Consider the following 26,141-nt stretch of genomic DNA (forward strand, 5'->3'; position numbering starts at 1 on the left):
AACTGCTGATTTGATGGGCATTGCAGACATGAGCGGCGCGAATGATTCCCTACGCCTCGAGGACGGACAGGTTCCGGTCATCGAGCGAAATCCGGCGGGAGCGTCGCCGTTTCTGCTGGTTTGCGACCATTACGGCCGCAAGATCCCGCCGCAGCTCGGCGATCTCGGCCTGCCCGAAGCCGAACTCACCCGCCACATCGCCTGGGACGTCGGCATCGCCGGCGTCGCCGAGCGGTTGTCCGATGCGCTCGGCGCGCATCTGATCGCGCAGCGTTATTCGCGGCTGGTGATCGACTGCAACCGCCCGCCGAGCGCCGAGAGCTCGATCCCGCTGGTCAGCGAGACCACCACGATTCCCGGCAATGACGGGCTGACGCGCGAGCAGGCCGAGGAGCGCCGGCGGCTGATCTTCGATCCGTATCATGCGCGGATCGAGGCCACGATCGACGCACGCCTCGCCGCCGGACGGCCGACCATCCTGCTGGCGCTGCATTCGTTCACGCCGGTGTATCACGGCATGGCGCGGCCCTGGCACATCGGCACGCTGTATCAGCACGACGAGGTTCTGCCGCCGCTGCTGCTCGCCGAACTGCGCCGCGAGGACGGCCTCGTGGTCGGCGACAACCAGCCCTATGCGGTCAGCGACGGCACCGACTACGCGATCCCGGTGCACGGCGAGGCGCGCGGCCTGATCAATTCCGGCATCGAAATCCGCCAGGACCAGATCATCGACGAGACCGGCCAGGCCGAATGGGCCGAGCGGCTGGCGCGGGTGCTCACCGCGATCGAAGGGGTGCTGCGGGCGCGGCAGGCGATCAAGTAATCAAATCGCGCATCCGAGACCGTAGGATGGGTTAGGCGCTCTTGCGCCGTAACCCATCGTCTCTCTGTCGGCACGCGCGATCGGTGGGTTACGCGCTGCGCGCTAACCCACCCTACGGTTCTACTACCGCTCTCCCCGTCATTCCAGGGCGCCGCGCAGCGGCGAACCCGGAATCCGATCCCCGGGCAACCTCGAGATTCCGGGTTCGCTCGCTGTCGCGAGCGCCCCGGAATGACGTCGCCCTATTTCGCCCGGCTGAGCGCGAGCCAGACGCCGCCGCCGATCATGAAGCCGCCCGAGATCCGCGACAGCAGCCGGGTGCGGCGCGCCGAGAACATCGTCCGCGCGCGCCCCGCCAGCAGCGCGTAGACCGCGTCGGTGACCGCGACGATCGCCATGAAGGTCGCGCCGAGCAGCGCCACCTGCGGGACGTGATCGCGCTGCAGATCGACGAATTGCGGAATGAACGCGCCGAAGAACACCAGCACCTTCGGATTGGCCAGCAGCACCACCAGCCCCTGCAGGAAGAAACCGCCGCGCGGCGGCGGGGGCGGCGCGTCGGTCGCCACGCCCTGCACCGGATTGCGGATCAGGCCGATGCCGAGCCACACCAGATAGGCGGCGCCGAGCAGGCGCAGCCAGTCGAACCAATAGCCCATCGTCGCCATCAGCGTGGTGAGGCCGGCCGCCACCAGGGCGATGACGAGGCCGAGGCCGAGCTGCGCGCCGGCGATGTTGGCCAACGCGGCGCGGGTGCCGTGGCGCAGGCCGTTGGCGATCACCAGCGTCACCACCGGCCCCGGCAGCAGCGCCAGCACGATGCAGGCGCCGACATAGGTGAGATACAGTTCGAGCGACATCGGCATTCCCATTCGCGACCGGATTTCGGCGCGAAGGATAGCAGCGACGCGGCCGCAAGGCGAGCCGACCCGAGATCGTCACGCCCGGAGCGCGCCGCGGCGCAGACAGGCTGCGCGCCGCGTCAGTTGCGCGTCGCGGCCTGCGGCAACGTCAGCACGTTGTCCGCTGCCCTCTCGGGCATCGTCTCCGGCATCTCGGCGGCGACCGGGGCGACGATCTTGCGATACAGATGCCAAGTGGTGTGGCCGAGGATCGGCAGCGTCACGACGAGGCCGAGGAAATACGGCAGCGCCGAGACCGCCAGCAGCAGCACGATCGCCGCGGCCCAGGCGATCATCGGCCCCGGGCTCGTCACCACAGCGCGGACGCTGGTCAGCATCGCGGTGACGAAATCGACGTCGCGGTCGAGCAGCAGCGGAAACGACACCACGGTCAGCGAGAACAGCACCAGCGCCAGCGCCGCGCCGACGCAATTGCCGACGGCGAGGAACACCAGCCCTTCATTGGTCGTCAGCACCACCGAGATGAATTCCTGCAGGCTGCCGAACGAGGCGCTGACGCCGAGGAACAGCGCGATCAGCAGGCGGACCTGGTACATCCAGATCACGAACAGGAACAGCGTGACGAACGCCATCCAGCCGAGCTCGCCGCGGCTGCGGATCAGCCCGACGATCTGCATCGGCGACGGCCGCTTGCCGGCCTCGCGCTGGCGACTGACTTCGTACAGGCCGAGCGCCACGAACGGCCCGATCAGCGCGAAGCCGGCGGCGAGCGGATAGGCCAGATACACCATGTGCAGCGCGGTGAGACACAGCAGGATCAGCACGCCGCCGGCGGCGTAGAACGCGCCGAAGGCGAGGCCGTACAACGGCGCGGCCTGGAAATCGCGCAGGCCCTGGCCGAACGCATCCGCGATGTCGGCGAAGCTGACGCTCCGCACGACGGGATCAACCTTACCGGAGATCGACATGGTCGCTCCTCCCTGGTCAATTGTTGCGATGTTCGCTTGTTGTTAGTTGCGTCGATTAGGCGCGCAGTCGCGTTCGCCGTCAATCACGATCGTACATGGAACTGATCACGCCTGCGCGCACGCATCCGCGTGGCGTCTTCGTCGCATCGCAGCATGATCGAGGTGCGATGCAGCGATTACTTCGGCGGCGGCGGTTCGCAATTGCGGTGCGGCGGTCGCGCCTCACGTCACCGCGACGAGTTCACCTTCACCCGCGCTCGTCGTCATGCCGGGGCGCCGCGGAGCGGCGAACCCGGACTCTCGAGCTGTTTGTCGGGGCCGCCTCGTCAAGCAACTTCTGGATTCCGGGTTCGCGAGCTGGCGCCCGCGCCCCGGAATGACGGCGGTTGGGGCAGGCGCAACCGCGCGGGCTTGATCGCGTGCGCTAACCCGTCAGCGCCGCCTTGACCAAACCGCCGGCCTTGCCGAAATCCATCTGGCCGGCGTATTTCGCCTTCAGGGCGGCGATCACCTTGCCCATGTCCTTGATGCCGGCGGCGCCGGTTTCGGTGATGGTTGCGGCGATCGCGGCCTTGACGTCGTCCTCGGACATCTGCTGCGGCAGATAGGCCTGGATCACCGCGATCTCGGCGCGCTCCTGATCGGCCAGCTCGGCGCGGCCGCCCTTGTCGTAGAGCTCGACCGATTCCTGGCGCTGCTTGATCATCTTCTGGAACACGCCGAGCAGATCGCCGTCGGACAGCGGCGGCTTGCCCTGCCCGCGCGCCTCGATGTCGGCGTTCTTGATGGTCGAATTCATCATCCGCAGCGTCGAGAGCTTGCGCTCGTCCTTGGCGCGCATCGCGTCCTTGACGGCGTTGTTGATATCGTCGCGCAGCATGTCGGGCTCCTTGAGATGTCGTCCTCGACTTCACCGTCATTGCGAGCGAAGCGAAGCAATCCAGGGCTCCGCATCCGGGGCTCTGGATTGCTTCGTCGCTGCGCTCCTCGCAATGACGAGGGGACGGTCGGTCGCGCCTGATGTAGGCCGTCTCCGGCCCTGAAACAACACTAGTTCCTCAGCCAGTCCACCAGCGCGGCGGCCGTGTCGGCCGGCTGCTCGATCTGCGGCAGGTGACCGCAATCCGGGATGATCACAAGTCGGGCGCCTTCAATGCCGTCCGCCATCTCCTGCGACAGGCTGTTGGGAATGGTGGCGTCGGAGTCGCCGGAGATCACCAGAGTCGGGCAGCGGATCGTCCCCAGGGTGGGGCGCGAATCGGCGCGGGCGATGATCGCCCGCTGCTGGCGGACGAAGCCGGCGGCGCCGACATCGTCGCCCATCTCGTGGACGATGCGCTGCAAGGCGTGATCCTCGCGGCGCGCCGGATGCACGAAGCCCGGATACAGCACGTCGAGCACCGCATGAAGCTGGCCGGATTCGGCCTGCGCGATCTGCCGGGTGCGGCGCTCTTTGGCCTCGTCGCTGTCCGGCCGCGCCTGGGTGTTAATCAAGGCGAGCCGCGCCACCCGCTCCGGCGCCTGCCGCATGATCTCGAAGGCGATGTAGCCGCCCATCGAATGCCCGGCCAGCGCGAAGCGCGGCGGCGCCTCGGCCAGGATCCGGCGGGCGATCGCCGGCATATTGTCGTCGCGGATATGGTTGGCGACCGTCACCGGGCCGAACGCCCACAACGCCGGCAGCACCGGGGCGTAGATCCGCGGCGAGCCGCCCAGCCCCGGAATCAGCACGATCGGCAACGAAGTGTCCATGAAACCTCCCCCGGCGCACGAATCCGTCCCGCGCGGCCCGTCACGAAACTAGACAGCGAAAATCCCCTGTCAAATATCGTCGAAAACCGAACGAATTGCCCGGTTCGGCGCTTTGACGGACGCAACCGTCGAGACTATGTAATGCGCTCATGACCAATTCAGCATCCAATCCCGCCTGGCCGGACCATAAACCGACCGCGCTGCTCGTGCTCGCCGATGGCACCGTGTTCGAAGGCTTCGGCCTCGGCGCGGAGGGCCACGCCGTCGGCGAGGTCTGCTTCAACACCGCGATGACCGGCTATGAGGAGATCCTCACCGATCCGTCCTATGCCGGGCAGCTCATCACCTTCACCTTCCCGCATATCGGCAATGTCGGCACCAACGACGAGGATATCGAGACGGTGAACATGGCGGCGACGCCGGGTGCGCGCGGCGTGATCCTGCGCGACGCCATCACCGACCCGTCGAACTATCGCTCGTCGCGGCATCTCGACGCCTGGCTGAAGGCGCGCGGCATCATCGGCCTGTCGGGCATCGACACCCGCGCGCTGACCGCGCTGATCCGCGACAAGGGCATGCCGAACGCGGTGATCGCCCATGCGCCGGACGGCAAATTCGACCTGCATGCGCTGAAGGAAGAATCCCGCGAATGGCCCGGCCTCGAGGGCATGGACCTGGTGCCGATGGTGACCTCCGGCCAGCGCTTCGACTGGGACGAGACGCCGTGGGCCTGGGGCGAGGGCTTCGGCCGGCAGGACAAGCCGGAGTTCCACGTCGTCGCGATCGACTACGGCGTCAAGCGCAACATCCTGCGGCTGCTCGCCGGCGAAGGCTGCAAGGTCACGGTGGTGCCGGCGACCACGTCGGCCGACGACATCCTGGCGCTGAAGCCGGACGGCGTGTTCCTGTCGAACGGCCCGGGCGATCCGGCGGCGACCGGCAAATATGCGGTGCCGGTGATCCAGCAGGTGATCAATTCCGGCGTGCCGACCTTCGGCATTTGTCTCGGGCACCAGATGCTCGGCCTCGCGCTCGGCGGCAAGACCGTGAAGATGCATCAGGGCCACCACGGCGCCAATCATCCGGTCAAGGATCTCACCACCGGCAAGGTCGAGATCACCTCGATGAACCACGGCTTCGCGGTCGACAAGACGACGCTGCCGGCCAACGTCCAGCAGACGCATGTGTCGCTGTTCGACGATTCGAACTGCGGCATCGCGCTGGCCGACCGGCCGGTGTTCTCGGTGCAGTACCACCCCGAAGCCTCACCCGGCCCGCGCGACTCGCACTATCTGTTCCGCCGGTTCTCGGACCTGATGCGGGCGAAGAAGAGCGCGGCGTAGGGCGGGAACTCGCCGCCGTCTCTGACGACGACGGCGGCGCTCACACCGGATAGCCGCCCGAGTTTCGCGCCAGGCCGCCGAACGCGTCGAGCAATCTGTCGCGCCAGGCGTGGACCGGGTCGTCGGGCTTCAGCAGCGCGAAATCGCTGACGGCGCGGGCCCACTGGAAGCCACCGAACACGATGTAATCCGCGTAGTTGGGCGCAGCGCCGCCGATGAAGGGCTGCGTCTTCAGCGTCAGCCGCAGCGGGTCGAGCGACTTGCGGAAGCCTTCGACCGCGCTGTCGCGCGTGCTCGCGATCTCCTCCAGCGTCTTGCCGAAGCGCGCCTCGCGGCTCTTGCGGAAATACGCGGCGTCGTCCGGACCGAGCCGCTGGACGATGTCGGCGATGATCAGCGGAAAGATGCCGCCGACGATCGCCGGATCGCCCCAGGCGTTCAGCATCCGCGCCATCGCGCGGCCGCCGTCGCCACCGAACAGCGATGGCCGGTCGGGGTAGGTATCTTCGAGATAATTCGCGATCGCCCAGGAGTCGCAGACGGATTTGTCGCCGTCGAGCAGCACCGGCACCTTCTCGGAACTGTACGGCGCGATCGCCGATGTCTCGGTGAAGCGCCACGGGATGGTCTCGGCGGCGAGCCCCTTGTGCGCCAGCGCCATCCGGATCCGCCAGCAATACGGCGAGAACGGCCGCGTCGCATCGGCGCCGACCAGTTCGAAGAGTTTGAGGGTCATGATGCGTGTCCTCGGGTCTCGCTGATGGTCGTGGGCGCTCGCCCCACTTCGCGTCGTCATCGCCGGACCTGATCCGGCGATCCATCTCTTCAAGAGGATGGATGCGCGGGTCAAGCCCGCGCATGACGGGATTGGTGATACGACGGCCGTCATTCCGGGGCGCCGCGCAGCGGCGAACCCGGAATCTCGCGGTGATCTGAACTTCGGGATTCCGGGTTCGCGCTGCGCGCGCCCCGGAATGACGACACCAATTACTTCACCACCGCCGCGGTCTGGCCGAACAGCAGCTTCTTTTCTTCCTCGGTGCGGATCGTCGGCTGGCCGAAATCGGGGTTGACCTCCTTGGCCTTGGCGTAGGCACGCACGGTCGCCGGGCGCGCGGCGATCGCCTCGAGCCAGCGTTTCAGATGCGGGAAATCGTCGATGTTCTGGCTCTGGTTCTTGTACGGCACGATCCACGGATAGCTCGCCATATCGGCGATCGAATACTCCCCGGCGAGAAAGTCGCGGTCGGCGAGGCGCTTGTTGAGCACACCGTAGAGCCGGTTGGTCTCGTTGACGTAGCGATTGATGGCGTAGGGGATTTTCTCGGGCGCGTAGACGTTGAAATGATGGTTCTGCCCGGCCATCGGGCCGAGCCCGCCCATCTGCCAGAACAGCCATTGCAGCGCGTCGTTGCGCGCGTACAGGTCCTTCGGCAGGAAGCGCCCGGTCTTGTCGGCGAGATACAGCAGGATCGCGCCGGATTCGAACACCGACAGCGGCTTGCCGCCGCCGGCAGGCGCATGATCGACGATCGCCGGCATCCGGTTGTTCGGCGCGATCGCCAGGAAGTCCGGCTGGAACTGATCGCCCTTGCCGATGTTCACCGGCACGATCTTGTAATCGAGCCCCGCCTCCTCCAGGAACATCGTGATCTTGTGGCCGTTCGGCGTGGTCCAGTAGTACAGGTCGATCATCGGGCGTTTCCTGTGGCTGACGCTGGCAAAGTTGATGCGGTTGCATGGACTTTGACGGAACGCCGCGTGATGTCAATGGGCGGGAACCATCGGCGCCGCATGAGAGGCTGCAGCCTTGCATTGCGTCCCGCGAATACACGGCTGCGCGTCACCTCCCGCCCTTTTCACCCGCCGCCGTCGGTCCCATATTCGGCCCATGGCCAAATCCCCCGATTCCCCGAACAAGCCTGGCGCGGCGAAAGCCAGATCGTCGTCCAAAGCCCCGAAATCCAAGGCGCATCGCCCCGACGTCAAGCCGATCGGGCCGGCGTTGGCGGAGCTGCTCAACCCGGCGATCAATCGCGGCGACGCCGGGATGGGCTCGGGCACCGGGCTGCAGCAGCCGCCGGACAATTCACGCGACCGCCGCACCGGCGGCGAAGCCGCGGTGCATCGCGGCCGGGCGTCGACGGCGAAGGGGAGCGCATCGCAGATCAACAGCGCCGCACCCGCGGCTTCCCCCCCACCCCGCCCCTCCCCCGCAAGGGGGGAGGGAGAAGAGAGCACGGCCTCGCCGCAATCCTCCCCTCCCCCTCGCGAGGAGGGGTCAGGAGTGGGGGGCAACGGGCAAGGGTTTGGTCAAGGCTTCGCTGAAGCCCCGCAAGCGACCTACGGCACCGCCGCCACCATCCCGACGCTGGATCCGGAACTGGCGCGGCAGCTCGGGCTGCCGACCGAGGAGGACGACGCGGCCGCGATGGCGCGGCCGCCGCGCAACAAGATGGAGGCGCTCGGGGTGCAGGCCACCGCCGAGGCGCTGGAGGCGCTGATCCGCGAGGGGCGTCCGGAATTCAAGGGCGACGACGGCAACGTCAAGCTGTGGGTGCCGCACCGGCCGCCGCGGCCGGAGAAATCCGAAGGCGGCGTGCGCTTCGTCATCAAGTCGGACTACGAGCCGAAGGGCGACCAGCCGACCGCCATCAAGGAACTGGTCGAAGGCATCGCCCGCAACGATCGCACCCAGGTGCTGCTCGGCGTCACCGGCTCGGGCAAGACCTACACCATGGCCAAGGTGATCGAGGCGACGCAGCGCCCCGCGATCATCCTGGCGCCGAACAAGACGCTGGCGGCGCAGCTCTACGGCGAGTTCAAGAGCTTCTTCCCCGACAACGCCGTCGAGTATTTCGTCTCGTATTACGACTACTACCAGCCGGAAGCCTACGTCCCGCGCACCGACACCTATATCGAGAAGGACTCCTCGATCAACGAGCAGATCGACCGGATGCGGCATTCGGCGACGCGCGCGCTGCTGGAGCGCGACGACGTCATCATCGTCGCCTCGGTGTCGTGCATCTACGGTATCGGCTCGGTCGAGACCTACACGGCGATGACCTTCGCGCTGAAGAAGGGCGAGCGGATCGACCAGCGCGCGCTGATCGCCGATCTGGTGGCGCTGCAATACAAGCGCACGCAAGCCGACTTCACCCGCGGCACGTTTCGCGTGCGCGGCGACGTCATCGACATCTTCCCGGCGCACTACGAGGATCGCGCCTGGCGGGTGAAGATGTTCGGCGACGAGGTCGAAGCTATCGAGGAATTCGACCCGCTCACCGGCCACAAGCAGGACGAGCTGGAATTCGTCAAGATCTACGCCAATTCGCACTATGTGACGCCGCGGCCGACGCTGATCCAGGCGATCAAGTCGATCAAGAGCGAGTTGAAATGGCGGCTCGACCAGTTGCACGCGCAGGGCCGCCTCTTGGAAGCGCAGCGGCTGGAGCAGCGCACCTCGTTCGACATCGAGATGATGGAAGCGACCGGAAGCTGCGCCGGCATCGAGAACTACTCGCGCTATCTCACCGGCCGCCGCCCCGGCGAGCCGCCGCCGACGCTGTTCGAATACGTGCCCGACAACGCGCTGGTGTTCGCCGACGAGAGCCACGTCACCGTGCCGCAGATCGGCGGCATGTTCAAAGGCGACTTCCGGCGCAAGGCGACGCTGGCCGAATACGGCTTCCGCTTGCCGTCCTGCATGGACAACCGGCCGCTGCGGTTCGAGGAATGGGACATGATGCGGCCGCAGAGCGTGGCCGTGTCGGCGACGCCGGCGGCGTGGGAGCTGAACGAATCGGGCGGCGTGTTCGTCGAACAAGTCATCCGCCCGACCGGGCTGATCGATCCGCCGGTGGACATCCGCCCGGCGCGCACCCAGGTCGACGACCTCGTCGGCGAAGTCCGCGCCACCGCCAATGCCGGCTATCGCAGCCTGATCACCGTGCTGACCAAGCGGATGGCCGAAGACCTCACCGAGTTCCTGCACGAGCAGGGAATCCGCGTGCGCTACATGCATTCGGACATCGACACCATCGAGCGGATCGAGATCATCCGCGACCTGCGGCTCGGCGCGTTCGACGCGCTGGTCGGCATCAATCTGCTGCGCGAAGGCCTCGACATTCCGGAATGCGCGCTGGTGGCGATCCTCGACGCCGACAAGGAGGGCTTCCTGCGCAGCGAGACCTCGCTGATCCAGACCATCGGCCGCGCCGCGCGCAACGTCGACGGCAAGGTGATCCTCTATGCCGACCACGTCACCGGCTCGATGCAGCGCGCGATGGACGAGACCGGTCGCCGCCGCGAGAAGCAGATCGAATACAACACCGCGCACGGCATCACCCCGGAGAGCATCAAGAAGTCGATCGGAGATATTCTCGGCTCGGTGTACGAGCGCGACCACGTGCTGGTCGAGATCGGCGACGGCAAGGGCTCGGGCTTCACCGACGACGCCGCGGTGATCGGGCACAATTTCGGGGCGGTGCTGGCCGACCTCGAAACCAGGATGCGCGAGGCCGCCGCCGACCTCAACTTCGAGGAAGCCGCGCGACTGCGCGACGAAGTCAAACGCCTGCGCGCGACCGAACTGGCGGTGAGCGACGACCCGACGGTGAAGCAGCGCGGCGTCGCCGCCAAGGCGGGGAGCTACAAGGGCGACAAACAGTTCGGCGCCTCCGCCAACCTGCCGAAACTCTCGACCGAACGCGGCGGCAACAACACCCCGCGCAGCAAGGTGCACAAACCCGACCTCGACGAAATGGGCATCGCCGGCTGGCACGAAGTCAAGAAAGTGCAGCGGAGCAAGCCGCGCAAACCGACGCTCGACGAGATGGGCCCGGGCACCGAGAGCAGGATCTTCCAGCCGACCAACAGCCGCGAGTCGGGGCCGGAATTCGGCCCCGCCCCGCGCTCGAGCGGCGGGGCGCCGGGGCATCGGGGCGGGTGGAAGAAGAGGTAGCTTGTCAAGCGAGGACTATGCACCCGTCTGACTCTATGCTTCACTAATTGTATTTTAACAATCAATTAGTGGGGCATAGATGAGTATCAACTTGAAATCATTTGCCTTTACGGCTGTTTTTTCGGGCGCTTGCGCTGGCTGTGTCGGCGGTCAAGTCGTTGAGGGATCGAACTCCGCGCCGCTGGATGAGGCGTTCGACGGCGCCTACATGGCCTATTTCCTGCCTAGGGGCGAGTTGACGGCAACGGCCAGCTACGATCCTCAGTCGGAAACGATAACCCTATCCTCGACCCCTAAAATCCTTCCTGACCTTAAACATCGGGAAAGCGTGCTGTACCGGCACAGCGATATGTCCAACGACGAAGTCACAATCGAAATCGATCCGAACGGACTACTCAAATCGGTATCCACTACGACGACCGACCAAACAAAAGAGATCGTCAAGGCTGTGGCTGAAGTCGCACAACAGTTCAGCACTTTGCAAAGAGAAGTTCAGAAGGGCCAGTTCAGTACGTTCCTCGAGGCCCCCCTTGGGTCGAAGGAGACTCCGCCGCTTCCACCACCACCGAACTGCCCCAAAGCTGCCGTTCAGGCAACGTTCGATCTGACGTATGGGAGCGCCGGGGACCATCACAAACCCACTAAACCACTCACACTGAAGGCGACCCCGGCAGTGGGCGACAGCAGACCGGAAAAGGAAAAGTCGAGCGAAACTTGCGAACTGAGCATCTCGATCACCGATGTGAATATCGGCAAGAAGGGTGCCATCCCGACCCAAGTGTCCCTGCCGGCGGCAGCTTACCCCGCGACAGCCCTCTATTACCAAGATCAACCGCGCATTTGTCCGACCAACGCGGTGTGCTTCCGGACAGCGACAGGCCGTGAACTGAAGATCTCCGCGAGCCTCACGCGTCCACGCGCAAAGACCCTGCCGGCTGAGACTGTGGAGACTGTCGTGGCTCCAGGGCCGCATCAAGGGGTGCTTTACTTCAACAGGCGAGCGTTCGTCAGCAATTCGACGACGGCAAGTTTCACCAACGGCATGCTCACGAAGTTGGTCGCCAAGGACCCGAGCGCAGCGCTCGGAGCGCTCCAGCTTTCGACTGAGGTACTGAAATCGTTCACCGTGTTGGTGAAGTTGTAGATCGAATAGAGGGCTGGATGTCCGTCCAAGCGGAGGCAGACAGGATCAATCGGCGGTGAGCAATATGGGTACGGACCGGATAGATTCCTGACAGTTCAGACCGGGGTGATTGTCGACAGTTCACACTGCATCGGAGGGAGGACCGCCGATGCCTTTTGTGGAGACCTGTCGGATGGAACAGCGGGTGCGGATGCTGTCGGAGCATGCGAGCGGCCATTGGAGCGTGTCGGATCTGTGCCGGCGCTACGGGGTCAGTCGAGACACGTTCTACGAGTGGCGGCGGCGTCGGGACAGCGGGGCCGAGGACTGGTTCGTGGACCGCTCGCATGCTCCGCATCATTGCCCGCAGCGGACCGATGCCGCACTGGTTGCGACGATCGTCGATCTGCGGCGCCGGTTTCCGCACATGGGTCCGCGCAAGCTTCTGGCGATCCTGCGGCGCAAGCATCCGGAGAACGCGTGGCCTTCGGCCTCGACGATCGGCGGATTGTTGAAGCAGGCCGGGCTGATCGCGCCGGTCAGGCGGCGGCGGCCGGCGCTGGCTCAGCAACGACCGTTTGCAGCGGTGAGCGCGCCGAACGACGAATGGGCGGCCGACTTCAAGGGCTGGTTTCGGACCCGCGACGGCACCCGGATCGATCCCTTGACGCTGACCGACGGTTTCAGCCGCTATCTGTTCGACATCGCCATCACGCCGCAAACCATCGACGCCACGATGCCGTTGTTTCTCGATGCCTTCCGCCGCCATGGCCTGCCGCGGGCGATCCGCTGCGACAACGGCTCGCCGTTCGGTTCGACCGGCGCCTGCGGGCTGACCCGGCTGTCGGCCTGGTGGCTCAAGCTCGGGATCGAGCCGCATTTCGTGCATCCAGCCTCGCCGCAGGAGAACGGCCGTCACGAGCGGATGCATCGGACCCTGAAGGCACAGACCTCGCGCCCGCCGGCGGCCACGGCGACCCAGCAGCAGTCCCGCTTCGATGCCTTCCGCGATCACTACAATCGGGAGCGCCCGCACGAGGCGCTCGGCCAGCGACCGCCGGCCGAACTCTACACCGTCTCGACGCGGCAGATGCCGGACCGGATCGCGGACCCCTGGTACGACGCCGACCACGAGGTGCGGCGGGTCCGCAGCTCCGGCGAGATCATGTGGCACGGCGAGCGCATCTTCATCAGCGAGGCGCTGATCGGAGAACCGATCGGCATCGCCGAACTCGACAACGGCGACCAGATCGTGCGGTTCTGCCATTACGACATCGGCCTGATCGATCGCCTCCGCGTGTTCCGTCGCTTCGCTCCGCCCCGAGAGGGGCTGCGCTACGCGCCGCAACACGCGGACAAAGACCTGTCGACAATCATCCCGGTCTAAAGTGTCGGGAATCATGCCGGTTGAACAATGCCCACCGCCTCCCCTGCCCCCTCTGCGTCCTCCACCAGCACATACTCCCCTCGCGCCAGCGTCGCCGCGCTGGCGGTGACCACGGCGCGTTTGGGGCAGATGCCGAGGCAGCCGGTGGTGACCAGCCTGGCGCGCTTGCCGCCGCGCGCGGCGGCGTGGCTCTTCAGCTCGGCCTTCAGCGCCTGCTTGAGCTTCTTGCCGTCCTTGATGCGGGACAGGCACTTGCCGCAGATCAGCACCGGCGGCGGGCGTTTGGGGCGGAGGATGGTGGGAGCGGATTTCGGGGGCATGATCGCCATATAGGGACGATCGCGAGTTGTGGGATGGGTCGAACGCAGTGAAACCCGCGAGTTTTCCTTGCGTCTCCCCGTCATGCCCGGCCTTGTGCCGGGCATCCACGAGGACGCGAGAAAGACGTGGATGGCAAGAAGGACGTGGATGGCCGGGTCGAGCCCGGCCATGACGACGTGGCGAAGTTCGGAGCAAACAATTCGGGGCAAACAAAAGGGCGGCGCGTGCGGCGCCGCCCTTTTCAGTCAGTTCAGTTCGTCAACGCCGCGCGGACCACGCAATGCCGCCGCGCCGTGCGACGTCGTCCCCTCAGCTCACACCCGCTCGATGATGATCGCGGGGGCCATGCCGCCCGCCGCGCACATCGTGACCAGGCCGCGCTTCAGGCCGCGGCGTTCGAGTTCGTCGAGCACGGTGCCGATCAGGATCGCGCCGGTGGCGCCGATCGGGTGGCCGAGCGCGATCGCGCCGCCGTTGACGTTGACCTTGTCACGATCGAGATCGAGGTCGCGGATGAACTTCTCGGTGACCACGGCGAAGGCTTCGTTGATCTCCCACAGATCGATGTCGTCCTTGGTGAGCCCGGCCTTCGCCAGCACCTTCTTCGCCGCCGGCACCGGGGCGTTCAGCATCAGCGTCGGGTCGTCGCCGATATTGGCCATCGCCACGATCTTCGCACGCGGCTTCAGCCCGTGCTTGTCGGCATAGGCCTTCGAGGTCAGCAGCACCGCGGCGGCGCCGTCGACCACGCCCGAGGAATTGCCGGCGTGGTGGACGTGCTTGATCTCGACGTCCGGGTACTTCTGGTTGATCAGCTTGCGATAGGTCGTGCCCTTGTCGTCGAGCGGATAGTCGGCGATCGCGGTGAAGGCCGGCTTCAGCGCGGCGAGGCCTTCGGCGGTCGTCTCCGGGCGCGGATATTCGTCCTTGGCCAGCACGACGTTGCCGTCGTCGTCCTTGACCGGGATGATGCTCTTGTCGAAGCGGCCTTCCTTGATGGCGATCGCGGCGCGGCGCTGGCTTTCCAGCCCCAGCGCGTCGAGCGCCTCGCGGCTGATGCCTTCCATGCTGGCGATGGCGTCGCCGCAGATGCCCTGATGCGACTGCGGATGCAGCTTGGCGAGGCGGACATTGCCCGAGCCCATGCCGAGCGGCGGCTTGCCGGCCGCCATGTCCTCGGCGGCCATCGAGGCGGTCAGCGACATCATTTCGGTGCCGCCGGCGATCACCACGTCTTCCATGCCGCTCATGATCTGCGCCGCTGCGAAGTTCACCGCGGTGATGCCGCCGCCGCAGAAGCGGTCGAGCGTGGTGCCGGAGGCCTTGATGTCGTAGCCGGCGTCGAGCGCCGCCATGCGGCCGAGGTCGCCGCCCTGCTTGCCGCGCTGGGTCGAGGTCGACCAGATGATGTCGTCGACTTCGGCGGTGTCGAGCTTGTTGCGTTCGGCGATCGCCTTCAGCACGGCGGCGGCGAGATGTTGCGGATGCATCTCCGCGAGTTTGCCCTTGCCGACCTTGCCGATCCCGCGGGGGGTGCGGACTGCGTCGATGATGTAGGCGTCGGCCATTTTCTTGTTCTCCCAGGGTTCTTGAGATTTATTGGCGGCGAGATTGTCCGAGCGGATCACGAAGTCAAGCCCGCCGCGCGCCGATGCGCCCTGCGCGGCGAATTGCCATTCGCCGCGCGGCCCCGCATATTCCGCCGCAACGAATGTTCGTTGATCTGGGGGACTACAGGAATGGCCGACGCCGATCTGGATGGCATCATCCGGCAGCTTGCGAAGCAGCAGAACAAGACGCTCACCGGCGCGGTGAAGGCGCGGCGCGATCACTATCTCGGCCTCGCCGCCAGGGCCAAGGACGCCGCCGGCAAGGCGCGCGCCAAGGAGCTCGCCAAGGCGGCGATGGAGCAAGGCCTCGCCGCGGCGAAGCGGCTGCAGGTCGCGGCCGATAATGCAGCGGACTCCTACGCGCGCGCGATGCGCAAGGCGGCCGAGACCGCGGCGGCGGCGGCAGCGGATAGCAAGGCGGCGGCGAAGAAGGCCGCGGCCGCGGCCGGCGCCGCGAAGGCCGCCAGGCCGAAGCCCGGCAAGACGCCGGCGAAGCGCAAGGCGGGCAAAGCGAAGGCCTGAGTAGTTCGACACGACCAGCGCGCACGGCCTGCGGCGACCCGCCTGCTGTGCCGGCGCGCGCGGATTCGGTCGGCCGCGACGCCAGCGCGCCCAGCGCCTCTGCGCGAGCCCGGACGGCGACCGGCAGTCAACTCTTGGTGAGCGGACCCCGCCCACCGGGCCGGTTTCCGCGGGTCGGGGTTGCGACGAGGCGACGGAACCGCGCCCCGGAGCAGAACCCGAGTCATTTGTACACAAACAAGATGGCCGCGAGCCCACAGCGCCTGTTTCTGCCGATGTTTCGGGCTGAAATATCATCCTGCTACTTTTTGTGCACCGCACAAAAAGTAGTTGCAATTTTCATCAAATGGTTCTAATTCGTTCGTATTGGCACAGCAAAGGGCGTGGCGACATCGATGTCGCCTTGGCGCCGCTGGCTCAGCGTAACTCCAGTTTTCATGACCCGGACAGCTTCATGACAGAGCACAGCCTCTGGCGTTTCTCGCGCGCTTTGCATCGCGCGCTCAACGAACGCCGTCTTGATGACCTGGCGAATATCATCGACGAGGACGTCGATTGGGCGATCTATGGCCCGATCGACATGTTTCCGTTCTTCGGCGCGCGCCACGGCAAGGCCGCGGTGATCGAGGTCTGCCGGCAGATCGCCGACAACATCCGCATCCATCGCTACGATCGCGAGGCGATCATGCTCGGCGTCGACACCTCGGCGTCGATGGTCCGCTACTCGCTGACCGCGCTCGATACCAACAAGCCGATCAGCCTGCGGATGGCGCAATTCGCGCAGTTCAGGGGCGGCAAGCTGGTCAGCATGCGGATCCTGATCGACACGTTCGACCTGGTCGAACAGGCGATCGGCCATCCGATCGACCTGCCGCGGATCGCCTGAGCGCACGCTCCGGCGGCGGCTGTTAGGACTTGGTTAGCGAATTCGTGGAAACACCGGGTGGCCGCCGCAGATTGGCCGCGATGCGGTCAAAATGCGCTGCACTGATAGCTGCGCAAATGGCGTGCGGGGGACACACCGCGCTGCTCGACGCTCACCAAGGGAACAGCCGATGAATGCCATTCCATCCGAGAAACTCGACACGCCCGAGACCGACGAGAATCTCGCTGCGGTCTCCGAAGTCGAAGCCGGTATCCGCGACTTCGTCCGCAACGACATCGCCTATCTGCGCCGGCCGTCGCCGGGCACGCTGAGCGGCACCGAGACGCCGGCGTCCACGACCGCGTCGTCGCCCACGCCGTCGCTCGACGCCAGCGCGGAGGCCACCGTCTCCAACGTCAATTCGCTGATCCAGCGCGTCGCCGGCACCTCGCTCGCCGAGATCGAGAACCTGATCGGCGAACTGGAAGCGCTGCGCGACCTGCTGCATGCCGAAGGCCAGCGCGTCCAGCGCGAGATCTCGGGCTACGCCCAGCTCAGCCAGCAGGCGATGAAGTCGACCCGTATGATCGCCGACAACGTTTCGCAGTGGAAGCGCTCGGCCGAGAACCTGCGCAACGGCTGAGCCTGCTGCGCCAGCGCTGAAACACGACACGCCGAATCGAATGCAGCCATCGCGAGGTGGCTGCATTTTTCGTTTGGGATAGGAGCTGGTTAAGGAGGTGTTAACGAGCGGCGCGGAGCGCGCTCAGGCGACCTGCCGGCTCAGCGGCTCGAGGTCGTGACGGTCGGCGCGTCGAACGAATAGGCGCCGTCCGCATAGCCCTTCACTACCATGCCGGTGGTGACGATCACCGCCAGAGTGATGGTGGCGAAGATGAAGCCCACCCACTTGAGTCCTACCTGGTCCGCCATCGTATTCTCGTCCCCTTGCCCTGCCGGTGTGTCGAGCAATGCCCCTGCAGGGTTCACAACGTCTTAATAACGTGGCCGTTCCGGGCCCGTCTCCCCGAAAAACCTCGCATTAGGTTAAAATGCCGACGGCTGTTGCGCGCGCGCCTCACTCGGCCGCCGCACGCCGCGGCACGAAGGCCGTCGCGAGAAACGAGAACACCAGTTCGCCGCGCTGATTGGTGCCGGTGTTGCGGGCCTGGATGATTCCCCACTCCGGGCGCGAATCAGACGGCCGCACCGATTCGACCACATTCGCGTAGGTGATGGTGTCGCCGGCGAGCACCGGCTTGATCCAGCGCAGATCGCGAAAGCCCGGCGACGGGCCCCACACCGCGACCGGCTCGCCGCGCGCGGCCTCCGCGGCCGCCTCCTGCTGGCGCTCCAGCACCAGCAGCCGCATGCAGGCCGAGGCGATGTGCCAGCCGGACGCGGCGAGGCCGCCGAACAGCGAATTGCGGCCGGCCTCCTCGTCGAGATGAAACGGCTGCGGATCGAATTGCTCGGCGAAAGCGACGATGTTTTCGGCCGTGAAAGTGTAAGCGCCGATTTCGCGGCGCTGGCCGACCCGCATGTCTTCGAGAAAACGCATCGGCTGGTCTCGGCTTTTCTCGCTAGTTGGCTTCGGTCGCGGCGGCCGCTTCGCGGCGCCGGATCATGATCGGCGACACCATCTCGCACAGCATCTGGCCCTTGCCGTTGCGGACGTGGCACTTGAAGGTGACGATGCCCGTATCCGGCCGGCTGTTCGACACCCGCGCCGCGACCACATCGACCTCGACGGTGAGATCATCGCCGGGACGCAGCGGCGCCATCCAGCGCATCTCGTTGACGCCGGGCGAGCCGAGCGAGGCGGTGTTCTTAATGTAGCCGTCGAACATCATCCGCATCATGATCGAGCACAGATGCCAGCCGGAGGCGGACAGCCCCTTCAGCATCGACGCTGAGGCAGCGCGCTCGTCGAGATGCATCGGCTGCGGATCGAATTCGGCGGCGAACGCGACGATCTCCTCGCGCGTGACGCGGCGAGGACCGAAGCGGCCGAAATGGCCGGGGGGGAAATCTTCGAAGCTGAGGAGGGTCATGGCATTTGCTGGCGGGAGGCCCGATTGTGGCCGTTATTGGCGGCAATCACAAGCCACGATCCGGGGGCTGCTGGGGAGATCATAGATGTTCAATTTTCGCGACCTGTTCCAATGGGACCGTTTCATCACGCCGACCATCATCAAGCCGTTCTATTGGCTGGTGATCGCGCTGACGGTGCTGTTCGGAATTTCGGGCGTGTTCTCCGGTCTCGCGGCGATGGCGGTGTCGCCGTTCGGCGGTTTCATCCTGGTGCTGGCGAGCCTCGCCTCGATCCTGGTCGGCATCGTCTTCACCCGCATCGTCGCCGAGTTCATCCTGATCGTGTTCCGCATCAACGAACATCTCGGCGCGATCCGCGATCAGCAGGGATTCAGGTGAGCCCTCTCGGGGTCATTCCGGGGCGCGCGTAGCGCGAACCCGGAATCCCGAGATGATCTGAGAGAGATTCCGGGTTCGCTCACTTCGTGAGCACCCCCGGAATGACGAACTCAGAAGCGCGTGCCGACCTCACGTATTGAATCGGAAATGCATCACGTCGCCATCGGCGACGACGTATTCCTTGCCTTCGAGCCGCAGCTTGCCGCCGTCGCGGGCGCCGGCTTCGCCGCCGAGCCCGACATAGTCGTCATAGGCGATGGTTTCGGCGCGGATGAAGCCCTTCTCGAAATCGGTGTGGATCACGGCGGCGGCCTGCGGCGCCTTGGTGCCCTTGGTGATGGTCCAGGCGCGGGCTTCCTTCGGGCCGACGGTGAAATAGGTGATCAGGTGCAGCAGCTCGTAGCCGGCGCGGATCAGCCGGTCGAGCCCGGCCTCGTGCAGCCCGAGCGTATCGAGGAAATCGACGCGCTCGACGCGCGACAGCGTCGCGATCTCGGATTCGATCTTGGCGGAGATCACCACCGCGACCGCGCCTTCTTCCTTGGCGCGCGCCATCACGGCTTGCGAGAACGCGTTGCCCTCGGCGGCGGAGCCCTCCTCGACGTTGCAGACGTACAGCACCGGCTTCGAGGTCAGCAGCCCGAGCATGCGGAACGCGCGCTCTTCCTCCGGCTTGCGCTCGAGGAAGCGCGCCGGCCTGCCCTCGCGCAGTAGCAGCAGTGCACGCTGGACCAGTTCGAGCTGTTCCTTGGAATCCTTGTCGCCGCCTTTGGCCTTCTTGGTGAGGTTGTCGACGCGCTTCTCGAGGCTGTCGAGATCGGCGAGCATCAGCTCGGTCTCGATGGTGTCGATGTCGGCGATCGGCGCGACCCGACCCTCGACATGGGTGATGTCACCGTCCTCGAAGCAGCGCACCACATGGGCGATGGCGTCGACCTCGCGGATGGTGGCGAGGAACTGGTTGCCGAGGCCCTCACCCTTGGAGGCGCCCTTCACGAGACCGGCGATGTCGACGAAGGTCAGCCGCGTCGGAATGATCTGCTGCGACTTGCCGACTTCGGCGAGCTTGTCGAGCCGCGGATCCGGCACCGCCACCTCGCCGACATTCGGCTCGATGGTGCAGAACGGATAGTTGGCCGCCTGCGCCGCCGCGGTCTCGGTCAGCGCATTGAACAGCGTCGACTTGCCGACATTCGGCAGTCCGACGATCCCGCATTTGAAGCCCATGATCAGCCCTGACTATTGAAGCGCACAGCGCGGCATCGAAACGTGACGTCATACGCGGGCTTGACCCGCGTATCCATCTCCTTGCGAAGAAGATGGATCGCCGGGTCGAGCCCGGCGATGACGGCATTACTGTTTGTTGCCGACCGCGCCCTTCTCGTTATCCAAAAATCCCCTGGCCTGCATCGCCAGATGCACCTTGTTGGCGAAGGTGGCGTCTTTGCCCTTGGCGATCAGGCCGGCATTGTCGGCGGCGATCTCGCACAGCGCCTCGACCCAGGGCCGCTCGCTCTTGGCGAAATCGCCGAGCACGTGGCCGTGGACCATGTCCTTCACCCCGGGATGGCCGACGCCCAGCCGCACCCGCAGATAATCGTTGCCGATATGCGCCGAGATCGAGCGCAGGCCGTTGTGCCCGGCGATGCCGCCGCCGACCTTGACCCGCACTTTCGCCGGCGGCAGTTCGATCTCGTCGTGGAACACCGCGACCTCGCCGTGCCCGATCTTGTAGAAGCTCGTCGCTTCCTGCACGGCGCGGCCGGACTCGTTCATGTAGGTGAGCGGCTTCAACAGCGTGATCCGCTCGCCGTCCAGCGTGCCGTCGGCGGTCTCGCCCTGAAAGCGACGGCGCCATGGCGAGAAGCCATGACGCCGTGCGATCTCGTCGATGACCATGAACCCGATGTTGTGCCGGTTGTCCCGGTACTTCGTCCCGGGATTGCCCAGCCCGACAAACAAGCGCATGCCGCGGCGTCCCGCGGATTACTTCTTCTTGGCCGGAGCCGCCGGAGCCTTGGCCGCGCCGGCCTTGGCGGCGGGAGCCGCAGCCGCCGGAGCCTTGGCCGCGCCAGCCTTGGCGGCAGGAGCCGCGGCAGCAGCCGCAGGCGCAGCACCGGGCGCCGCCGCTTCTTCGTTGAAGCCCGACGGCGGCACGATGGTGACCAGCGTGACGTCTTCGCGCGACACCGACTTGACGCCCTTGGGCAGCGCGATGTCCGACAGATGCAGCGACACGCCGATGTCGAGCGTCGAGACGTCGGCCTCGATGAACTGCGGGATCGCGTCGGCCGGAGCCTCGAGGTCCACGGTGTGGGTGACGATGTTGAAGGTGCCGCCGCGCTTCACGCCGGGCGCGGTTTCGAGGCCCTTCAGATGCAGCGGCACGCTGATGCGGATGGTCGCGCCTTCGCCGAGCCGCAGGAAGTCGACATGGACCGGGAAATCCTTGACCGGGTCGAGGTGATAGTCGCGCGGGATCACACGGTGCTTCTGGCCGTCGAGAACGACGTCGAAGATCGTGGTGAGGAAGCGGCCGGCCTGAATCCGCAGGCGCAGGTCCTTGTCCTCGACCGAGATCGGCAGCGGGGGCTTGTTGTCTCCGTAGATCACTCCGGGCACTCGGCCGGCGCGACGCTCTGCCCGGGCGGCCCCCTTGCCGCTCTTCGGACGTGCGGTCGCCTTGAATTCCATGACGGTCGCCATCGTTTAAGTCCTTGATCTGTAAAAAGTTAAAGGCCGCAACGCGGCCCATGCGAACGCCGCGGCAAGCCTCCAGGGGTGCGGGGGCCGCGGTCGTGCCGGGTTTCTAGCCGCAAAGGGCGCAAATGACAAGGAAATCGGGGGCCATACCCTCGCGATTCCCCTGCACTGCCTCATCCTGAGGAGCCCGGCGCAGCCGGGCGTCTCGAAGGATGGCTGCGAGGACAGTCCGTGCCGCCTCATGGTTCGAGACGGCCGCTTCGCGGCCTCCTCACCATGAGGGGCTGATGCTCACGCCATCGCGGTCGGGGGCTCGGAGCCGCCGCCGAGTTTGGCTTCGAGCGCCGCGATCCGCGCCTTGAGGGCTTCGTTCTCCTCGCGGGCGAGCCGGGCCATGTCCTTGACCGCCTCGAATTCCTCGCGCTTGACGATGTCGAGGTCGCGCAGGATCTTTTCGGCCTGGCTGCGCACCACCGAATCGACCTCGCGCTTGACGCCCTGCGCCGCGCCGGCGGCGTCGTTCATCAGACGACCGATCTCGTCGAAAATCCGGTTGTTGGTCTGGGTCATGTCGAGAACTCCGGGTCGCTTGGCGCGAGGTTGCAGTCGAAACGCGTGCCGGTCGAAACCAGCCTGGACGAAACAATGGCGATGGCGGCGGCGCACTTCAAGGCGCCTGCGCGGCGTCTCCGCCGCCTTGTCAGCGTCGGCATTCCTTGCGATGTTCCCGGCGGCATCGCAAGGCCCCATTCGAGAGGACCGATCGTCCGCATGATCGAGCATCAGATCGACATCCCGACCCTCGACGGCCGCGTCAGCACCTTCATCACCCATCCCGAACGCAACGGTCCGCATCCCGTGGTGATGTTCTTCATGGATGCGCCGGGCATCCGCGAGGAACTGCGCGAAATGGCGCGGCGGCTCGGGACCTGCGGCTATTATGTGATGCTGCCGAGCCTGTATTACCGCTCCGGCGTATTCGAGCTCGGCCCGATCCCCGCCGACGACGAGGCGCCCGAACGCAAGCGGATGTACGAATTGATGGGCTCGCTGACCATCGCGATGGTGATGCAGGACGCCAAGGCGCTGCTCGACTTCGCGGCGATGCAGCCCGCCGCCAGCAAGGGCCCGGCCGGCGCGGTCGGCTATTGCATGAGCGGGCGTTACGCCATCAGCGCCGCCACGCATTTCCCCGACCGGGTCAAGGCCGCGGCGTCGATCTACGGCACCCATCTGATGACCGACGCGCCGGACAGCCCGCACCGCACCGCGCGCAAGGCCGACGGCGAACTGTATTTCGCCTGCGCCGAGACCGACCGCTGGGCGCCGCCGGAGATGGTCGCCGCGCTGCGCGACTCGCTCGCCGCCGACGGCATCGACGCCGAGGTCGAAATCTATCCCGGCACGCAGCACGCCTTCGCCTTTCCGCAGCGGCCGGTCTACAATCGCGACGCGGCCGAACGGCATTGGGAACGACTTTTGGCGTTGTATCGGCGCAGGCTTCAGGGTTAAGCGAACCGACAATGCCATTTTTCGCCATCGCCTTCCCCGTGTTCGATCCGGTGGCGCTCGCCGTCGGCCCGTTCGAGATCCGCTGGTATGCGCTGGCCTATATCGCCGGCATCCTGCTCGGCTGGCTGTATGCCCGGATGCTGCTGCAGCGGGAGCGGCTGTGGGGCGGGCCGGCGCCGATCACGCCCGTTCAGTTCGACGATTTCATCCTGTGGGTGACGATCGGCATCATTCTGGGCGGCCGCACCGGCTACGTGCTGTTCTACAATCTCGACTTCTTCATCGCGAACCCGGCCGAAATCTTCGTGCTGTGGAAGGGCGGAATGTCGTTCCACGGCGGCTTCATGGGCTGCGTGGTCGCGGTGATGCTGTTCGGCTGGAAGCGCAACGTGTCGATTGCCTCGCTCGGCGACATCACCTGCGCGGTCGGGCCGATCGGGCTGTTCCTCGGCCGCATCGCCAATTTCATCAACGGCGAATTGTGGGGCCGGCCGGCGGATTCCACCGTGCCGTGGGCGATGGTGTTCCCGAATGCCGGGCCGCTGCCGCGCCATCCGAGCCAGCTCTATGAGGCCGGTCTCGAGGGGCTGGCGCTGTTCCTGATCCTGGCGCTGATGATCCGCGCCGGCGCATTGAAGCGGCCGGGCCTGATCATCGGCGCATTCCTCACCTTCTACGGGCTCGGCCGCATCATCGGCGAGTTCTTCCGCGAGCCCGATCCGCAGCTCGGCTTCCTGTGGGGCGGCACGACCATGGGCATGCTGCTGTCGGTGCCGATGGTGATCGCCGGAATCGTCGTGATGCTGGCGGCGCGCCGCCGCGCCGGCGCGCCGCCGCAGCCCGCCGGCGCAAAACCCGGCGAGGCGACCAAGTGAGCGACGACTCGCCGCTGCTTGCCGAGATCAAGCGGCTGATCAGGTCGACCGGCCCGATGCCGGTGTGGCGCTACATGGAGATCTGCCTCGCCCATCCCGACTACGGCTACTACGTGTCGCGCGATCCGCTCGGCCGCGAGGGCGATTTCACCACCTCGCCCGAGATCAGCCAGATGTTCGGCGAACTGATCGGACTGTGGACCGCTTCGGTGTGGAAGGCGGTGGGTGAGCCGGGCGTGCTGCGGCTGGTCGAGATCGGCCCCGGCCGCGGCACGATGATCGCCGATGCGCTGCGGGCGCTGCGCGTGCTGCCGCCGCTGTATCAGTCGCTCAGCGTGCACCTGGTCGAGATCAACCCGGTGCTGCGCGAAAAGCAGCAGGCGACGCTGGCCGGGATCCGCAACGTGCACTGGCACGAGCGTTTCGACGAGGTGCCGGAAGGCCCCGCGGTGGTGCTCGCCAACGAATATTTCGACGTGCTGCCGATCCATCAGGCGGTGAAGCGCGACGGCGGCTGGCACGAGCGCGTGGTCGAGATCAGCGCCAGCGGCGAGCTGGTGTTCGGCATCGCCGAGGATCCGATCCCGCGCTTCGACGTGCTGCTGCCGCCGCTGGTGCGGATGGCGCCGGCCGGCGCGGTGTTCGAATGGCGGCCGGACAGCGAGATCATGGCGATCGCCGCGCGGCTGCGCGACCAAAGCGGTGCGGCGCTGATCATCGATTACGGCCATGTCCGCAGCGACGTCGGCGACACCTTCCAGGCGATCGCCCGCCACTCCTTCGCCGATCCGCTGCAGAATCCCGGACGCGCCGACCTCACCGCCCATGTCGATTTCCAGGCGCTGGGCCGCGCCGCCGAGGACATCGGCGCGCGCGTGCACGGCCCGGTGACGCAGGGCGAATTCCTCAAGCGGCTGGGGATCGAGACCCGGGCGCTGTCGCTGATGGCCAAGGCGAGCGCGCAGGTGTCCGAGGACATCGCCGGCGCGCTGAAGCGGCTGACCGGCGAAGGCCGCGGCGGGATGGGCTCGATGTTCAAGGTGATCGGCGTGTCCGACCCGGCCATCAGCTCGCTGGTGGCGCTGAGCGACGACCTCGAACGCGCCGCCGAGGGACAGAAGGCATGACGATCGCCTCGCAGCGGCTCGCCGCCGTGCCCGGCCTGCGCCACGCCTTCTTCAGCCGCGCCGGCGGCGTGTCGCAGGGCATCTATGCCGGCCTCAATGGCGGCATCGGCTCGAACGACGATCCGGCGCATGTCGCCGAGAACCGGCGGCGGATGGCGCAGACGATGGGGGTGCCGCCGGAGCGGTTCCTCACCGTCCATCAGGTGCATTCGCCCGACGTCGCGGTGGCGCAGACGCCGTGGGACAGTGCCGCGCGCCCGAAGGCAGATGCGATGGTCACCGCCGTGCCGGGCCTGGCGCTCGGCGTCACCGCCGCGGATTGCGGACCGGTGCTGTTCGCCGACCCGACCGCGCGGGTGATCGGCGCCGCTCATGCCGGATGGAAGGGCGCGCTGACCGGCGTGCTGGAAGCAACCCTCGACGCGATGGAAGGCCTCGGCGCCGCGCGCGGCCGGATCATCGCGGCGATCGGCCCCTTGATCCGGCAGCCGAGCTATGAAGTCGGCGCCGAATTCGTCGCGCGCTTCGCCGAAGCCGACGCCGATTACGCCCGGTTCTTCATCCCGGCGGCGCGGCCGGGCCATGCGATGTTCGACCTCGGCGGCTTCATCCGGATGCGGCTGGAGAATGCCGGCGTGGCGGCGGTCGACGACACCGGCATCGACACCTATCCGGACGAGAACTTCTTCAGCTACCGCCGCTCGGTGCACCGCGCCGAGCCGGACTATGGCCGCCAGATCCACGCCATCGTGCTGGAAGGCTGAGGCTTGCGCCTCGCGCGGCACACACTCCCTGTCCGTCATTCCGGGGCGCTCGCTCTTGCGAGCGAACCCGGAATCTCGCCGTGCAAGCGCGTGGCATCCGTCATCGCTAGCGTCAGATTCCGGGTTCGCGCTGCGCGCGCCCCGGAATGACCGCTGCGGGGTAATTGGCGACGGTGCCAATTCACTG

28 protein-coding genes are annotated in these 26,141 nt (G+C 66.4%); 13 read left to right on the forward strand and 15 right to left on the reverse strand.

What is annotated here, in order from left to right:
- Window positions 1–28 precede the first annotated feature (28 nt).
- Window positions 29–823 (forward strand): N-formylglutamate amidohydrolase, encoded by a 795-nt coding sequence (locus SR870_RS14290; RefSeq protein ID WP_322514210.1) that lies wholly within the window; start codon window positions 29–31, stop codon window positions 821–823.
- 242 nt (window positions 824–1,065) lie between these two features.
- On the opposite strand, the gene SR870_RS14295 is transcribed toward SR870_RS14290, so the two are convergent.
- The 4 genes from SR870_RS14295 to SR870_RS14310 form a co-directional block, all read right to left on the reverse strand.
- A complete protein-coding gene (locus tag SR870_RS14295; protein ID WP_322514211.1) occupies window positions 1,066–1,683 on the reverse strand; it encodes a LysE family translocator in 618 nt (205 codons plus the stop codon).
- Window positions 1,684–1,805: 122 nt separating this feature from the next.
- Window positions 1,806–2,654: a DUF2189 domain-containing protein gene (locus tag SR870_RS14300; RefSeq protein ID WP_322514212.1), complete on the reverse strand. Its 849-nt coding sequence runs from the start codon at window positions 2,652–2,654 to the stop codon at window positions 1,806–1,808.
- A gap of 424 nt (window positions 2,655–3,078) precedes the next feature.
- Entirely contained in the window at window positions 3,079–3,534 is a 456-nt protein-coding gene (locus SR870_RS14305) for a GatB/YqeY domain-containing protein (protein WP_322514213.1), read from the reverse strand.
- Window positions 3,535–3,704: 170 nt separating this feature from the next.
- Window positions 3,705–4,406 (reverse strand): alpha/beta fold hydrolase, encoded by a 702-nt coding sequence (locus tag SR870_RS14310; RefSeq protein WP_322514214.1) that lies wholly within the window; start codon window positions 4,404–4,406, stop codon window positions 3,705–3,707.
- Window positions 4,407–4,555: 149 nt separating this feature from the next.
- On the opposite strand from SR870_RS14310, the gene carA reads away from it, so the two are divergent.
- Window positions 4,556–5,749 (forward strand): glutamine-hydrolyzing carbamoyl-phosphate synthase small subunit, encoded by a 1,194-nt coding sequence (carA, locus tag SR870_RS14315; protein WP_322514215.1) that lies wholly within the window; start codon window positions 4,556–4,558, stop codon window positions 5,747–5,749.
- A 40-nt stretch (window positions 5,750–5,789) separates the two neighbouring features.
- On the opposite strand, the gene SR870_RS14320 is transcribed toward carA, so the two are convergent.
- Both SR870_RS14320 and SR870_RS14325 read right to left on the reverse strand, forming a co-directional pair.
- Window positions 5,790–6,485, reverse strand: coding sequence for a glutathione S-transferase family protein (locus SR870_RS14320; RefSeq protein WP_322514216.1), 696 nt, complete (start codon window positions 6,483–6,485; stop codon window positions 5,790–5,792).
- Between the two features lie 251 nt (window positions 6,486–6,736).
- Window positions 6,737–7,444, reverse strand: a complete 708-nt coding sequence (locus tag SR870_RS14325) for a glutathione binding-like protein (RefSeq protein ID WP_322514217.1) — start codon at window positions 7,442–7,444, stop codon at window positions 6,737–6,739.
- 196 nt (window positions 7,445–7,640) lie between these two features.
- On the opposite strand from SR870_RS14325, the gene uvrB reads away from it, so the two are divergent.
- The 3 genes from uvrB (at window position 7,641) to SR870_RS14340 (ending at window position 13,222) form a co-directional block, all read left to right on the forward strand.
- Window positions 7,641–10,712, forward strand: coding sequence for an excinuclease ABC subunit UvrB (gene uvrB, locus SR870_RS14330; RefSeq protein ID WP_322514218.1), 3,072 nt, complete (start codon window positions 7,641–7,643; stop codon window positions 10,710–10,712).
- A gap of 79 nt (window positions 10,713–10,791) precedes the next feature.
- Window positions 10,792–11,856, forward strand: a complete 1,065-nt coding sequence (locus tag SR870_RS14335) for a hypothetical protein (RefSeq protein WP_322514219.1) — start codon at window positions 10,792–10,794, stop codon at window positions 11,854–11,856.
- Between the two features lie 172 nt (window positions 11,857–12,028).
- Window positions 12,029–13,222: an IS481 family transposase gene (locus SR870_RS14340; protein WP_322514220.1), complete on the forward strand. Its 1,194-nt coding sequence runs from the start codon at window positions 12,029–12,031 to the stop codon at window positions 13,220–13,222.
- Window positions 13,223–13,233: 11 nt separating this feature from the next.
- On the opposite strand, the gene SR870_RS14345 is transcribed toward SR870_RS14340, so the two are convergent.
- Together SR870_RS14345 and SR870_RS14350 are read right to left on the reverse strand one after the other, a co-directional pair.
- Window positions 13,234–13,713, reverse strand: coding sequence for a (2Fe-2S) ferredoxin domain-containing protein (locus SR870_RS14345; RefSeq protein WP_322514221.1), 480 nt, complete (start codon window positions 13,711–13,713; stop codon window positions 13,234–13,236).
- 144 nt (window positions 13,714–13,857) lie between these two features.
- Window positions 13,858–15,111: an acetyl-CoA C-acetyltransferase gene (locus SR870_RS14350; RefSeq protein WP_322514222.1), complete on the reverse strand. Its 1,254-nt coding sequence runs from the start codon at window positions 15,109–15,111 to the stop codon at window positions 13,858–13,860.
- A gap of 171 nt (window positions 15,112–15,282) precedes the next feature.
- On the opposite strand from SR870_RS14350, the gene SR870_RS14355 reads away from it, so the two are divergent.
- From SR870_RS14355 to SR870_RS14365, 3 genes are all read left to right on the forward strand, one after another.
- Complete coding sequence (locus SR870_RS14355; RefSeq protein ID WP_322514223.1) at window positions 15,283–15,675, forward strand: hypothetical protein; 393 nt, start codon at window positions 15,283–15,285, stop codon at window positions 15,673–15,675.
- A 454-nt stretch (window positions 15,676–16,129) separates the two neighbouring features.
- Complete coding sequence (locus tag SR870_RS14360; RefSeq protein ID WP_322514224.1) at window positions 16,130–16,561, forward strand: nuclear transport factor 2 family protein; 432 nt, start codon at window positions 16,130–16,132, stop codon at window positions 16,559–16,561.
- A 169-nt stretch (window positions 16,562–16,730) separates the two neighbouring features.
- On the forward strand, window positions 16,731–17,183 hold the full coding sequence (locus SR870_RS14365) for a hypothetical protein (RefSeq protein ID WP_322514225.1): 453 nt from the start codon (window positions 16,731–16,733) through the stop codon (window positions 17,181–17,183).
- Between the two features lie 140 nt (window positions 17,184–17,323).
- Here SR870_RS14365 and SR870_RS14370 read toward each other — a convergent pair whose 3' ends face one another.
- From SR870_RS14370 to SR870_RS14380, 3 genes are all read right to left on the reverse strand, one after another.
- Window positions 17,324–17,473: a hypothetical protein gene (locus tag SR870_RS14370; protein WP_322514226.1), complete on the reverse strand. Its 150-nt coding sequence runs from the start codon at window positions 17,471–17,473 to the stop codon at window positions 17,324–17,326.
- Window positions 17,474–17,618: 145 nt separating this feature from the next.
- Entirely contained in the window at window positions 17,619–18,101 is a 483-nt protein-coding gene (locus SR870_RS14375) for a MaoC family dehydratase (RefSeq protein ID WP_322514227.1), read from the reverse strand.
- Between the two features lie 22 nt (window positions 18,102–18,123).
- Entirely contained in the window at window positions 18,124–18,594 is a 471-nt protein-coding gene (locus tag SR870_RS14380) for a MaoC family dehydratase (protein ID WP_322514228.1), read from the reverse strand.
- An 85-nt stretch (window positions 18,595–18,679) separates the two neighbouring features.
- On the opposite strand from SR870_RS14380, the gene SR870_RS14385 reads away from it, so the two are divergent.
- Window positions 18,680–18,973 (forward strand): DUF4282 domain-containing protein, encoded by a 294-nt coding sequence (locus tag SR870_RS14385; protein WP_322514229.1) that lies wholly within the window; start codon window positions 18,680–18,682, stop codon window positions 18,971–18,973.
- 129 nt (window positions 18,974–19,102) lie between these two features.
- Here SR870_RS14385 and ychF read toward each other — a convergent pair whose 3' ends face one another.
- The 4 genes from ychF to SR870_RS14405 all read right to left on the reverse strand — a co-directional run bounded on the left by ychF (window position 19,103) and on the right by SR870_RS14405 (window position 22,246).
- Entirely contained in the window at window positions 19,103–20,200 is a 1,098-nt protein-coding gene (gene ychF / locus SR870_RS14390) for a redox-regulated ATPase YchF (protein ID WP_322514230.1), read from the reverse strand.
- A gap of 126 nt (window positions 20,201–20,326) precedes the next feature.
- On the reverse strand, window positions 20,327–20,941 hold the full coding sequence (pth, locus tag SR870_RS14395; protein ID WP_322514231.1) for an aminoacyl-tRNA hydrolase: 615 nt from the start codon (window positions 20,939–20,941) through the stop codon (window positions 20,327–20,329).
- 18 nt (window positions 20,942–20,959) lie between these two features.
- Window positions 20,960–21,679 (reverse strand): 50S ribosomal protein L25/general stress protein Ctc, encoded by a 720-nt coding sequence (locus SR870_RS14400; protein WP_322514232.1) that lies wholly within the window; start codon window positions 21,677–21,679, stop codon window positions 20,960–20,962.
- Window positions 21,680–21,967: 288 nt separating this feature from the next.
- Window positions 21,968–22,246 (reverse strand): accessory factor UbiK family protein, encoded by a 279-nt coding sequence (locus SR870_RS14405; RefSeq protein WP_322514233.1) that lies wholly within the window; start codon window positions 22,244–22,246, stop codon window positions 21,968–21,970.
- Between the two features lie 201 nt (window positions 22,247–22,447).
- Between SR870_RS14405 and SR870_RS14410 the strand changes: the two genes are divergently transcribed.
- From SR870_RS14410 to pgeF, 4 genes are read left to right on the forward strand one after another with little or no spacing between them, the layout of a single operon-like run.
- The gene (locus SR870_RS14410) at window positions 22,448–23,188 is read left to right on the forward strand and encodes a dienelactone hydrolase family protein (RefSeq protein WP_322514234.1); all 741 of its coding nucleotides are present in this window, start codon (window positions 22,448–22,450) and stop codon (window positions 23,186–23,188) included.
- An 11-nt stretch (window positions 23,189–23,199) separates the two neighbouring features.
- Window positions 23,200–24,063 carry a prolipoprotein diacylglyceryl transferase gene (lgt, locus tag SR870_RS14415; protein ID WP_322514235.1) on the forward strand — a complete coding sequence of 288 codons (864 nt, stop codon included), beginning with the start codon at window positions 23,200–23,202 and terminating at the stop codon, window positions 24,061–24,063.
- Window positions 24,064–24,119: 56 nt separating this feature from the next.
- Window positions 24,120–25,190, forward strand: coding sequence for a class I SAM-dependent methyltransferase (locus SR870_RS14420; protein WP_322518273.1), 1,071 nt, complete (start codon window positions 24,120–24,122; stop codon window positions 25,188–25,190).
- Window positions 25,187–25,954, forward strand: coding sequence for a peptidoglycan editing factor PgeF (pgeF, locus tag SR870_RS14425; RefSeq protein WP_322514236.1), 768 nt, complete (start codon window positions 25,187–25,189; stop codon window positions 25,952–25,954). Before SR870_RS14420 ends, pgeF begins: the two co-directional genes overlap by 4 nt.
- The last annotated feature ends 187 nt before the right edge of the window (window positions 25,955–26,141 follow it).

The sequence above is a fragment of the Rhodopseudomonas palustris genome, assembly GCF_034479375.1.
GTDB lineage: Bacteria > Pseudomonadota > Alphaproteobacteria > Rhizobiales > Xanthobacteraceae > Rhodopseudomonas > Rhodopseudomonas palustris_M.